11 protein-coding genes and 1 rRNA gene are annotated in these 11,632 nt (G+C 73.0%); 1 reads left to right on the forward strand and 11 read right to left on the reverse strand.

All coding sequences use genetic code 11. The features are described from left to right. Positions 1-5: 5 nt before the first annotated feature. Genes xerD through AC4BG9_RS18525 form a run of 10 tightly spaced genes read right to left on the reverse strand, consistent with a single transcriptional unit; the run spans position 6 to position 10,260 of the window. Positions 6-944, reverse strand: a complete 939-nt coding sequence (xerD, locus tag AC4BG9_RS18480; RefSeq protein ID WP_490572593.1) for a site-specific tyrosine recombinase XerD — start codon at positions 942-944, stop codon at positions 6-8. After that, the gene (locus AC4BG9_RS18485; RefSeq protein ID WP_490572594.1) at positions 931-1,542 is read right to left on the reverse strand and encodes an NUDIX domain-containing protein; all 612 of its coding nucleotides are present in this window, start codon (positions 1,540-1,542) and stop codon (positions 931-933) included. The genes xerD and AC4BG9_RS18485 overlap by 14 nt, the downstream gene beginning before the upstream one ends. Beyond that, on the reverse strand, positions 1,539-3,212 hold the full coding sequence (gene pyrG, locus AC4BG9_RS18490; RefSeq protein WP_490572595.1) for a CTP synthase: 1,674 nt from the start codon (positions 3,210-3,212) through the stop codon (positions 1,539-1,541). Before pyrG ends, AC4BG9_RS18485 begins: the two co-directional genes overlap by 4 nt. An 11-nt stretch (positions 3,213-3,223) precedes the next feature. After that, positions 3,224-4,117: a copper transporter gene (locus tag AC4BG9_RS18495; RefSeq protein WP_490572596.1), complete on the reverse strand. Its 894-nt coding sequence runs from the start codon at positions 4,115-4,117 to the stop codon at positions 3,224-3,226. Beyond that, positions 4,114-5,301, reverse strand: coding sequence for a putative cytokinetic ring protein SteA (steA, locus tag AC4BG9_RS18500; protein WP_490572597.1), 1,188 nt, complete (start codon positions 5,299-5,301; stop codon positions 4,114-4,116). The genes AC4BG9_RS18495 and steA overlap by 4 nt, the downstream gene beginning before the upstream one ends. A 52-nt stretch (positions 5,302-5,353) precedes the next feature. Further along, positions 5,354-7,129: a DNA repair protein RecN gene (recN, locus tag AC4BG9_RS18505; protein WP_490572598.1), complete on the reverse strand. Its 1,776-nt coding sequence runs from the start codon at positions 7,127-7,129 to the stop codon at positions 5,354-5,356. Beyond that, positions 7,122-8,108 (reverse strand): NAD kinase, encoded by a 987-nt coding sequence (locus AC4BG9_RS18510; protein WP_490572599.1) that lies wholly within the window; start codon positions 8,106-8,108, stop codon positions 7,122-7,124. Before AC4BG9_RS18510 ends, recN begins: the two co-directional genes overlap by 8 nt. Before the next feature lie 2 nt (positions 8,109-8,110). Continuing rightward, positions 8,111-8,944 carry a TlyA family RNA methyltransferase gene (locus AC4BG9_RS18515; RefSeq protein WP_490572600.1) on the reverse strand — a complete coding sequence of 278 codons (834 nt, stop codon included), beginning with the start codon at positions 8,942-8,944 and terminating at the stop codon, positions 8,111-8,113. A 9-nt stretch (positions 8,945-8,953) separates the two neighbouring features. Beyond that, the gene (locus AC4BG9_RS18520) at positions 8,954-9,211 is read right to left on the reverse strand and encodes a hypothetical protein (RefSeq protein WP_490572601.1); all 258 of its coding nucleotides are present in this window, start codon (positions 9,209-9,211) and stop codon (positions 8,954-8,956) included. A gap of 17 nt (positions 9,212-9,228) precedes the next feature. Next, positions 9,229-10,260, reverse strand: a complete 1,032-nt coding sequence (locus tag AC4BG9_RS18525; protein ID WP_490572602.1) for an HAD-IIA family hydrolase — start codon at positions 10,258-10,260, stop codon at positions 9,229-9,231. A 185-nt stretch (positions 10,261-10,445) separates the two neighbouring features. Here AC4BG9_RS18525 and AC4BG9_RS18530 point away from each other — a divergent pair, with 185 nt between their 5' ends. Continuing rightward, positions 10,446-11,462, forward strand: a complete 1,017-nt coding sequence (locus AC4BG9_RS18530; protein WP_490572603.1) for a DUF1015 family protein — start codon at positions 10,446-10,448, stop codon at positions 11,460-11,462. Between the two features lie 97 nt (positions 11,463-11,559). On the opposite strand, the gene rrf is transcribed toward AC4BG9_RS18530, so the two are convergent. After that, positions 11,560-11,632 (reverse strand): 5S ribosomal RNA (gene rrf / locus AC4BG9_RS18535); the annotation flags it as partial.

Genomic DNA, 11,632 nt, shown 5'->3' on the forward strand with positions numbered 1-11,632 from the left:
GCCCCTCATGCCCTGGCCCGGGGGTGGGCGGTGGCGAAGACCTCGCGCAGGCTCTCGACGGTGACCAGGGTGTAGACCTGCGTGGTGGTCACCGAGGCGTGGCCGAGCAGCTCCTGCACCACCCGGATGTCGGCCCCGCCGTCGAGGAGGTGGGTGGCGAAGGAGTGGCGCAGCGTGTGCGGCGAGACGTCCTTGGTGACCCCGGCCCGGTCGGCTGCCTTGACCAGCACGGCCCAGGCGCTCTGCCGGGAGAGGCGACCGCCCCGGGAGTTGAGGAAGAGGGCGCCGGCGTTGCGCGCCGCGGCGCTGCCCTCGGCGAGCGCGGGCCGTCCCGCGGTCAGGTACGCCGAGACCGCCTCCAGCGCGAAGGACCCCACCGGCACCAGCCGCTCCTTCGACCCCTTGCCGCGCAGCAGGACGGTGCTGTCGACGGTGTCGACGTCGTCCACGTCCAGCCCCACGGCCTCGGAGATCCGGGCGCCCGTGCCGTAGAGAACCTCCAGCAGGGCGCGGTCGCGCAGCGCGAGCGGGGTCCCGGGTGAGCCGGCGGCCTCCAAGATGGCCTCCACGTCGGAGAGCGGAAGCGCCTTGGGCAGTCGCTTGGTCGGCGACGGCGGCCGCACCGCGGAGGCGGGGTCGTGGGTGGCCAGCCCGTCGCGGAGGGCGAACTTGTGGAACCCGCGCACCGCCACGACCGTGCGCGCGGCCGAGGTCGCGCTGAGCGGCGGGTGCTCCTGGTCCCCCTCGCGCAGGCGGACCAGGAAGGAGGAGACGGTGCTCTCCTCGATCGCGTCGAGCCGGTCGATCCCCTGCGCGGCGAGGAAGTCGGCGTAGCGCCGCAGGTCGCGGCGGTAGGAGGAGAGCGTGTTGGCGGCCAGGCCGCGCTCGACGCCCAGGTGGTCGAGGTAGGTGCGGATCGAACGGGTGAGGTCAGCGGACGTCATCGCGGCCCTGCTCGACGAACCGGCCGCGCTGGACCTGGTAGGCGAGGACGGCCTGCACGGTCGGCCCCTGGCGCACCCGTCCGTCGAGGACGGCGGCCAGGAGGTCGTCGAAGGGGACCCAGAGGGACTCCATCTCCGCCTCTTCGTGGCGGAGCTCGAAGTCGCCTCGCGGAGCGTGGGACAGCCCGCGGGCCAGGTAGATCTCGTGGACCTCGTCGGTGATTCCCGCCGAGGCGAAGGTGCTCAGCAGCAGGGTCCAGTCCGAGGCGGCCAGCTCGGCCTCCTCGCGGAGCTCCCGCTTGGCCGTCTCCACCGGCGGCTCGTCCCCCGCGTCGCGCAGGCCGGCGGGAAGCTCGATGAACTCGTGGCGCGACGTGTGGCGGTACTGCCGCAGGCAGAGGACGCGCTCGTCGGCGTCGACGGCCAGCACCATCACCGCGCCCGGGTGCTCCACCGCGAGGCGGGAGAACCGCTCCTCGGGGTGGCCGGGCCGGGTCACGACGTCCTCGCGGACCACCACGACCCAGTCGTCGCGGTGGATCTCCCGGGTGGAGACCACCGGCCACTGCATGGGCCGGTCCGCGAGGTCGTCGGTCACGAGACCTGCTGCTCGTCGGTGATCGGGATCAAGAGCTCCTTCTGCCGCACCAGCGCCGCGCCGACCAGGCCGGCGAAGAGCGGGTGCGGCCGGGTGGGACGCGACTTGAGCTCGGGGTGCGCCTGGGTGGCCACGTAGTAGGGGTGCACCTCACGCGGCAGCTCGACGAACTCGACCAGCCCGAGGTCGGGGTTGGTCCCGGAGACCACCAGACCGGCCTCCTCCAGGGTCTCGCGGTAGGCGTTGTTGACCTCGTAGCGGTGCCGGTGCCTCTCCTCGACCCGCGTCTCGCCGTAGGCCTCCGCGACGACCGACCCGCGGACCAGGTCGGCCGGGTAGGAGCCGAGCCGCATCGTCCCGCCGAGGTCCCCGGCGCCCTCGACGATCGACTTCTGCTCCTCCATGGTGGCGATCACCGGCTCGGGGCAGTCGGGGTCGAACTCGGTGGAACCCGCCTCGGTGAGCCCGGCCTCGTTGCGCGCGTACTCGATCACCATGCACTGCAGGCCCAGGCAGAGCCCCAGGGTGGGGATCTTGTGGGTGCGGGCGTAGGTCAGGGCGTCCAGCTTGCCGTCCAGGCCGCGGATGCCGAAGCCCCCCGGGACGCAGATCGCGTCGACGTCGGAGAGGTGGCGGGCCGCGCCCGCCGGGGCGGTGCACTCGTCGCTGGCCACCCAGCGCAGGTTCACCTTCGCCTCGTGGGCGAACCCGCCCGCCCGCAGCGCCTCGGCGACCGACAGGTAGGCGTCCGGCAGGTCGACGTACTTGCCGACCAGCGCGATGGTGACCTCCTCCTTGGGGTGGTGCACCCGCCGCAGCAGGTCGTCCCACAGCGACCAGTCGACGTCGCGGAACGGCAGGTCGAGCCGGCGGACCAGGTAGGCGTCGAGGCCCTCGCGGTGGAGCACCTTGGGGATGTCGTAGATGGAGGGGGCGTCGGCACAGGTGATGACCGCCTCGTCCTCCACGTCGCACATCAGCGCGATCTTGCGCTTGATGCCGCCGGGCAGGTCGCGGTCGGCGCGGCACACGATCGCGTCGGGCTGGATGCCGATGTTGCGCAGGGCGGCGACCGAGTGCTGGGTGGGCTTGGTCTTCAGCTCCCCTGACGGGCCGATGTAGGGCACCAGGGAGACGTGGATGAAGAAGCAGTTGCTGCGGCCGATCTCGTGGCGCACCTGACGGGCGGCCTCGAGGAAAGGCAACGACTCGATGTCGCCGACCGTGCCGCCGATCTCGGTGATCACCAGGTCGACGTCGGGGCCGCCCATCGCGAGGATGCGGTCCTTGATCTCGTTGGTGATGTGCGGGATGACCTGGACCGTGTCGCCCAGGTAGTCGCCGCGCCGCTCCTTGGCGATGACGCTGGAGTACACCTGGCCGGTGGTGACGTTGGCGATCTGGGAGAGGTCGGTGTCCAGGAACCGCTCGTAGTGGCCGATGTCGAGATCGGTCTCGGCGCCGTCCTGGGTGACGAACACCTCGCCGTGCTGGAAGGGGTTCATCGTGCCGGGATCCACGTTGAGATAGGGATCCAGCTTCTGCATGGTGACCCGGAGGCCCCGTGACTTCAGCAGGCTACCGAGGCTGGAGGCCGTCAGTCCCTTTCCCAGGGAGGAGACGACGCCCCCGGTGACGAATACGTGCTTGGTGGGCGTCGGGTTCTTCACGGGGTTCCATGCTACCCGAGTGGGATCGCTCCGTCCGCACCCGACGCACCGAAAGCGCCACCCTTGGTGCTGAGAGCGCGGATGAGACCCATCGTCGCGGCCACCTGTCCGGTGGTGGCGCCGACCCCGTCGACCGTGGTGAGCGCGGCCAGGGAGTCCTCGGCACGCAGCCGCGCGAGCTGGGCGTCCTCGGTGCCTTCCTCGGCGACCACGACCCCCACTGCCGAGGCCGAGAGCCCGGTGAGCAGGCCGGCGAGCAACGCGTCCCCGCCCTCGCCGTCGACCTCGTCACCGAGGACGACCAGGACGAGGGGGGCCCGGCGCTGCCGCGCGGGCGCCTCGGGGATCAGGTCGGCACCGAGGAGACTCTCCAGGACGGCGCCGGACGGACCGTTGACGTTCTCCCCCTCGGCGACCGCGGAGGCGAGCGTGAGCCCCAGCAGACGCCCGATCCGGTCGTACGTCGTGGCGTCCTCCGCCACGGTGCCGGCGGGCAGCTGGGCGGCAAGCTGGGTGCCCAGGGTGTCGACGAGCGACTTCTCCGTCGGGTTGAGCAGCGACTCCGACAGGGGCTGCACCACGCTGACGGCTCCACCCGCCAGGGCCACCTGCTCGGTCAGCGCGGTGGTCACCTCCTCGGACGCCCCCGGCAGCGTCACCACGGCCACCTGGCGCTCGGCCAGACGCGCGGCGTAGAGGGGGGCGGCGGCCTCGGCGGCGAAGCGGTCCGCGGCGTCGGCCCGCCGGGCGTCCTCCGCGGCGACGGTGCGCAGCTGCGAGACGTCCTCGCCGCCCCCGTCGCCCCGCCCGACCTCGCTGAGCGGACCGCCACCGAGGACGACCCCCACGGCCAGGGCCAGGAAGACGGAGACGAGCGTGACGAGGTGGGTACGGAAGGAGATCACGAGAGCTTTCCCTGCAGGTAGTCGACGAGGTCGATGGTCTGGCCGGCCAGGGCGTCCCCCCACTCCTGGCCGACGGGGGTGGTCCCCACCGCCGCGGAGAGCGCCAGGAGCCCGGCGACGAGCACGGCGACGAGGTGGCGCGGCCGGACCCGGCCGGAGTAGAGGGTGGGCACGGCCGTGGCGTCCACGAGACGCGGCCCCACCTTGAGACGGGTGAGGAAGGTGCTCGCGATGCCGGAGCGCTGGCGGTCCAGGAAGTCGGCCAGGGTGGCGTGCATGCCGACGCCGACGATCACCGACGCGTGCCCGGCGTCGGCCAGCACCAGCGCGGCGTCCTCGGCGGTGGCGGTCGACTCGAAGCGCAGCGGCCTGAGCCCCAGCATGGAGAACCGGTCGGTCACCGACGCCGCGGCACCCCGGTCGACGCGGACCACCACGTCGGTGGCGGCCCGCAGCGCCTTGACCGAGGGACCTTCGTCGCGGGCGTCGGAGAGCACGACCACGTCGGGCCGCAGCCCCTGGGAGACGATGGCCTCCACCCCGGAGTCGACACCGAGCAGCACCGGGCGCTGCTCCCTGATGAAACCGCGGACCAGGCGCAGCTCCGCCTCGTGGTCCTCACCGGGGGCCACCACGACCACCGGGCGGTCGGCGAAGCTGGTGGTGAGCCTCGGCACCCCCTGCCCGTGCAGGAGGAGGTCCTGCTCGCGCCGGAGGAACTCGCTGCTGTTGTGGGTGAAGCTGTCGAGCTGGTGGGCGAGCCCGCGTCGGGCGTCCTCGAGCTGGGCGGTGATCGTCTCCTGGTCGAGCGAACGACCGGCCAGCACGACGCCCTGGCCGACCTGCACCTCCCCGTCGAGCACCCGCAGGGTCGCTCCGTCCTTCACCTGGGTCAGCAGCGCGGGGCCGAGCAGGTCGACCATCGGGACGCCGGCCGCGGCGAGCACGCTGGGGCCCAGGTTGGGGTAGCGTCCCGAGATCATCGCGGACGCGTTGAGCACGGCCACGACTCCGGCGTCGACGAGGGCCTGGGCGGTGGCCCGGTCGAGGTCGACGTGGTCGAGGACGGCGACGTCGCCGGTCTTGAGGCGGGCGAGGAGTCCGCGGGTGCGCCGGTCGGCGCGCGCGGTGCCCTCCACTCCCGGCAGGGAGGGGGCAGGACGGTTCTTGGTGGCGAACTTCATGACCCGCCCATGCTGTCAGGCCGGAGGGCCCCAGATGGGGACCGTGTCCTCGTCAGCGCGTCGTCGGGCGGGCAGCCTCCAGCAGCTCGCGCGCGTGCGCCAGAGCGGTGTCGGAGTCGTCCACGCCGGCGAGCATCCGGGACAGCTCGCGCTCCCGCTCCTCGGGGGTGAGCGAGGTCAGTCCGGAGGTCGTCACCGAGCCGTCGCTGGCCTTGGCGACCACGATGTGCCGGTCGGCGAAGGCGGCGACCTGCGGCAGGTGGGTCACCACCAGGACCTGCGAGTCCTGGGCCAGCCGGGCGAGCCGACGACCGATCTCGATGGCGGCCCGGCCACCCACCCCGGCGTCGACCTCGTCGAAGACGAAGGTCGGTACCTGCGTGGTGCCCGCCAGCGCGACCTCCACGGCCAGCATCACGCGGGAGAGCTCACCGCCCGATGCGCCCTTGTCGAGAGGACGGGGACTCATCCCGGCGTTGGCCGCCAGCAGGAGCTCCACGTCGTCGATCCCGGTGGCGGTGAAGCGCACCCGCCGACCGCCCACCTCCAGCGGGGCGCCCGTCGCGGGGGCACCGTGCTCGCCCTCGGTGACCACGGGCAGGTCGGCCGGCACCTCCTGCTGGGAGACCACGACCTCGAGGGTGGCGTGCGGCATCGCCAGCAGCGTCAGCTCGTCGGTCACCTCGCGCCCCAAGCGCACCGCGGCCTCCTGCCTTGCCGCCGACAGCTCCCCGGCAGCGGCGGCGAGCCGGGCCCTGAGGTCGGCCTGCTGGGCCCGGAGTGCGGCGATGGTGTCGTCGGTGTCCTCGAGGTCCACAAGGCGCAACGCGGCCCGGCCGGACCACTCGAGGACCTCGTCGATCGTCTCGCCGTACTTGCGGGTGAGGGCCACCAGGGCCGCTCTCCGCTCGCTCACCGCGGCGAGCCGCAACGGGTCGGTCTCCAGCCGACTGGCGTAGGAGGCGACGTCGGCCGCGAGGTCGGAGAGGAGGTAGGTCAGCTCCCCCAGACGCTCCGCCAGCTGACCGGCCTCGGGGTCGTGCTCACGCACCCCTTCCAGAGCGGAGCGCGCGCTGGAGGCCCGCCCCAGCGCGTCCGGCGCGTCCTGGTCGCTGGAGAGCGCCTCGCGCGCCACCTCGGCGGCCGTGCGCAGGGTGTCGGCGAAGCCGAGCCTCGACTCCTCCGCGGCGAGCGCCGCGTCCTCACCCGGCTCCGGGGAGACGGCCTCGATCTCCTGGAGGGCGAACCGGAGCTGGTCGGCCTCACGTGCCCGCTCCCGGGCCGAGGAGACCACCTCGTGCAGGCGCGTCTCTACCTCGGTGAGCCGAACGTGCAGGCTCTGGTAGGCGGCCAGGAGCCGCGCGACCTCCTCGCCCCCGAAGCGGTCGAGGGCCAGCCGCTGGGCGGCGGGGCGCAGCAGCCGGTGCTGGTCGGACTGGCCGTGGACCGCCACCAGCGGCTCCGCGACCGCGGCCAGCTTGGAGGCGGGCACTCCGGCCCCGCCGATCCAGGCCCGCGACCTGCCTTCGGCCGAGATGTTGCGGGCCAGCACCACCCGACCCTCCTCGACCTCACCACCGGCGTCCAGGACCTCGGCGCTGAACGACTCCAGCCGACGCGCGTCGACGACCCCCTCGACCCGGGCCGCGCTCGATCCCTTGCGCACCGCACCGGAGTCGGCCCGGCCGCCGAGCAGCAGCCCCAGCGCGGTGACGACCATCGTCTTGCCGGCGCCCGTCTCCCCGGTGATCACGGTCAGGCCGGGGCCGAGCTCCAGGGTCGATGACTCGATCACGCCCAGGGAGCGGATCCGGATCTCCTCAAGCATCGGCTCCGCCCTTCCCTGCCGTCTCGGCGACCTCCGCGATCGGCGGACGACGACGCTCGGCCGCGCCCCGCCACCCTTCGACGGAGAGACCGAACTTGGCCACCAACCGGTCGGTGAAGGGCGCCTCCTGCAGCCGGACGAGCCGCACCGGGTGCGCACCCTTCCGGACCTCGATCCGGGCCCCGGGGGCGAGGTCGACGGTCCGGCGCCCGTCGCACCACAGCACGCCGGCGCCTTCGGTGCCGGCGAGCACCTCGACGGCCAGCACCGAGGTGGGAGCCACCACCATCGGCCGGGCGAAGAGCGCGTGGGCGCTGATCGGGACCATCAGCAGCGCCTCGACACCGGGCCAGACCACGGGACCGCCGGCGCTGAAGTTGTAGGCGGTGGAGCCCGTCGGGGTGGCGCAGACGACGCCGTCGCAGCCCCACCGGGAGAGGGGTCGTCCGTCGATCTCGACCACCACCTCCAGCATCCGCTCCCGGGCCGCCTTCTCGACGCTGGCCTCGTTGAGCGCGAAGGTGCTGGCGACGAGCTCCTTGTCCTGGAAGATGCTCACCTCCAGGGTCAGCCGCTCCTCCAGGGTGTAGCGCCGGTGCACGACGGCGTCGATCACCGACTCGATGTCGTCGACCTCGGCCTCGGCGAGGAAGCCGACGTGCCCGAGGTTGACGCCGAGCAGGGGCGTCCCGCTGAGGTGGGTCAGCTCGACGGCGCGCAGGAGCGTGCCGTCGCCACCCACGACGAGGGCGACCTCGCAGTCGAGACCCGGGTTCCCGCCCTCGTCCACCACCTCGACGACCGGCTCTCGGGAGGCAGGGTCGATCCCGAGGGCGTCGGCCTCGGCCCGCAGCAGACGCACCACCATGTCGTGGCCGGTCAGGGCGTCCACGAAGGCGCGCGCCACCTTCCTGGCCTCCTCACGGCCGGTGTGGGCCAGCAGGAGGACGCGGCGCACGGAGGCCTGGGGGTCGGTCACGCTCACACCTTCTCATCCGGAGGGGACAACGAGCTCGCGCGCTCGACCTCGGCCCTGATGGCGTCGTGGTCGATGGCGGGCGGCCCCTGGCGGAGCAGCAGGAAGAACTCCACGTTGCCCGAGGGCCCGGGCAACGGACTGGTGCAGACGGCCGCGGCCCCCCACCCCCGCTCCGCTGCGGCGTCGGCGACCTTCTGGACGGCCTCGGCTCGGAGCGCGGGGTCACGCACCACCCCGCCCTTGCCGACGCGGTCCTTGCCGACCTCGAACTGGGGCTTCACCATCAGCGCCAGGGCGCCCGAGGGCGCGGTGACCGACAGCAGGGCGTCCAGGACGAGCACGAGGGAGATGAAGGAGAGGTCGCCCACGACGAGGTCGACGGGCTCTCCCACGACCTCCGGGGTGAGGTCGCGGATGTTGGTGCGGTCGTGGACCACCACCCGGTCGTCCTGGCGCAGACGCCAGACCAGCTGGCCGTAGCCGACGTCGACCGCGAGGACCTCACGCGCCCCGGCCCTCAGCAGGACGTCGGTGAACCCGCCGGTGGAGGCACCGGCATCCAGGCAGCGTTTGCCCGCCACGTCCAGACCCTGGGCGGCGAAGGCGTCCAGCGCTCCCGCCAGCTTGTGTCCCCCGCGGGACGCGAACTCCGGCCGGCTCGCGTCCTCCACCACGACGAGGGCCACGTCGGTGGTGACGCCGGTGGCCGGCTTGGTCGCCACCACCCCCGCCACCTTGACCCGGCGCTCGGCGACCAGCGCGCTCGCGTGCTCCCGGGACCGGGCCAGGCCCCGGCGCACCAGCTCCTGGTCGAGTCTGAGGCGGCGCGGTGCCACGGCGGCGGCTCAGCTCTCCGCGACCGGGACGGAGCCCGACGCGGGGGTGGCAGGACTGCCGGGGTCCAGGGCACGCCGCAGCCGCTCGTGCGCGCGCTCGAAGACAGCCACCTGCTCGGCGACCGGCAGGTCGTTGACCGACTCGATCTCCTCGAGCACCGCGTCCACCGCCGGGACGCCGACGCGCTCGGTGGCGGCCCGGCGCCCGGGCACCTCGCTGCCCTCGCCTGTGCCGTGGCGGGGCTCGTCGACGGCTTCGTGATCCATGCCGCTGAGGCTACCGGTCACCTCCGCCGACCCAGCCGGGCGGACTCGTCAGCCGGGGGACGCAACCCGCTGGTCTCGGCCACGGTCCCGGCGCTGTCCAGGTGCGCCCAGCCCGCCGTGGCGACCGCCCGCCACCAGTCCCCCGCCGAGCCGGCGCCGGCGACCGCCAGGCGCCCCGCCTCGGGCCGCGCCGTCCACCCACCGCAGGTCCAGCCCCCACGACCATCAGGAGCCGGCGCGGGGTGGGCCTCGAAGAGACCGGCCAGCGCCGGCGACAGGTAGGACGGACGCTGGTCGGGTGGTGCCGCGACAAGCTCGGCAAGACCGCTGACGCCCGTCAGCACCAGCAGCGAGTCCAGGCCGAGCGCGGTGGCCCCCGAGATGTCGGTGTCGAGCCGGTCCCCCACCATCAGGGGCGCGTTCCCCCCGATCCGGCGCACGGTCTCCTCCAGCAGCGGCGCGGACGGCTTGCCGGCGACCTCGGGCACGGCGCCGGCGAACTCGGAGATGGTGCGCACCAGGACCCCGTGCCCCGGCGCCGGACCGTAGGGGGTGGGAATCGTCAGGTCGGTGTTGCTGGCCACCCAGGGCAGGCCGTCCCGCACCGCCACCGCCGCCCGCATGACGTCGCGCCACAGCACGTCGGGTCCGTAGCCGGTGGCCAGCGCGACCACCGACGGATCGAAGGTCGCCACGGGCTCGAGCCCGACCGCGGACAGCGCCTGCCGCAGACCCTCACCCCCGAGCACCAGGATGCGGGCCCCGGGCCCGTAGCGGTCGACCAGCACCGCGGCCGCCGCTTGAGCGGAGGTCACCACGTCGCCCGCGCCGGCCGGGATCCCCATGCCGCCCAGCCGCGCGACGACCTCCTCCGGGGTCCGCGAGGCGTTGTTGGTGATGAACGCGACACCCACCCCCAGGTCCCGGAGCCGGGCCAGGTCGTCGGCGACGCCGGGCACCGGCTCGTCGCCGATGTAGACCACGCCGTCCAGGTCGAACATGACCAGGTCGTGCTGTGCGGTCAGGGGGTCCGGACAATGACGCAGCATGGCTCCTCCGGTGTCCTTCCTCTCGGTCCCAGGTGTCGACGCCTAGGATTGTCACGATGACGGCTGAAGAGGTGGCGCGAGGTTTCGAGGTACCGCTCTCCCCGCGTCGCCCGGCACTCCTGCACCCGTTCCGCGCGTTGCAGCTCGCCCCCGATCACGGCGGAGAGCTGGGTAACCTGCGCCCGATGTCCCGACCCTACCGACAGGCCGCGCGCCGCCTCACCACCTGGGAGCAGAGCGGGCGACTCACCAGGGACGACGTGCGCGCGCTCCACCTGCACGAGTACACCGTGATGGGGGTGACTGTGCGAGGCCTCGTCGGAGCGCTCGATCTTTCGACCCGAGCCTCTCGTCCCGAGGATCGCGCGATCCTGCCGCACGAGGCCATCCACCCCGAACAGGCGGACGAGCTTGCCGAGCGCATGGCCGAGCTGGCCCTCAACCCGGCTCCGATCCTGCTGGTCCACCGCGGGAGTCCCGCGAACCGGCGGGCCCTCGACGCGGTCTCCCAGACACCGGCCGACCGCGACTACGTCGACCACGCGGGCCAGCAGCACCGTCAGTGGCGGATCACCGACCCTGATCACCAAGCGGAGCTGACCGCTGGACTCGTCGAGAACCCGCTGCTCATCGCGGACGGCCACCATCGCTACGCGGCCTACCTCCGACTCCAGGAACGTCGTTCCGGCACCCCGTGGGACCGCGGACTCGCGATGGTCGTCGACCAGGCCGACACTCCCCTGCACCTCGGTGCCATCCACCGGGTTCTCCACGGCGTCCGTCTCGACGACGTCGCCCGGGCCGTGCGGGCCACCGGCGGGGAGGTGGCACATGCCCACCGGGAAGCCGCGATCGCCTCGCTCTCACCGCAGACCTGGGTGATGACCGACTCGACGACCTGGCTCACCGTCAGGCCCGGCAGCCACGCGGAGACGGCCGTGGAACACCTCCACGGCACGTTGCTCCCGCGGGTGCGCAACACCGGTCGGCTGACCACCTCCTACCGGCACACCGTGGAGGAGGCGGAGACCGAGATCAGGACGTCGACGGGCGTGGCGGTGCTCCTGCCCGCCCCGAGCTACGCGGAGGTGGAACGCGCCTCACTCGAGGGACGGCTGCTGCCTGAGAAGGCCACCTCGTTCCAGCCCAAGCCCACCATCGGCGTGTACATGAGGGCCGTCCGCGACACCCCTGCTCGTTGAGCTCAGCCCGACCATCGTCGAGCAGGCCCCACGCTAGGCAAAGGCCGTGAAATGACGAAGAGGGACCGCCCTAAGGCGGTCCCTCTTCTCAAAGTATGTCCGGCGGCGTCCTACTCTCCCACAACCTCTCGGTTGCAGTACCATCGGCGCTGAAAGGCTTAACTTCCGGG

The organism is Nocardioides sp. Z40_12 (genome assembly GCF_058215795.1).

Coding starts and splice junctions, on each gene's coding strand:
- xerD (WP_490572593.1), bottom strand. CDS start 944: ATGACGTCCGCTGACCTCACCCGTTCGATCCGCACCTACCTCGACCAC.
- steA (WP_490572597.1), bottom strand. CDS start 5,301: ATGAAGTTCGCCACCAAGAACCGTCCTGCCCCCTCCCTGCCGGGAGTG.
- recN (WP_490572598.1), bottom strand. CDS start 7,129: ATGCTTGAGGAGATCCGGATCCGCTCCCTGGGCGTGATCGAGTCATCG.
- AC4BG9_RS18520 (WP_490572601.1), bottom strand. CDS start 9,211: ATGGATCACGAAGCCGTCGACGAGCCCCGCCACGGCACAGGCGAGGGC.
- AC4BG9_RS18525 (WP_490572602.1), bottom strand. CDS start 10,260: ATGCTGCGTCATTGTCCGGACCCCCTGACCGCACAGCACGACCTGGTC.
- AC4BG9_RS18530 (WP_490572603.1), top strand. CDS start 10,446: ATGTCCCGACCCTACCGACAGGCCGCGCGCCGCCTCACCACCTGGGAG.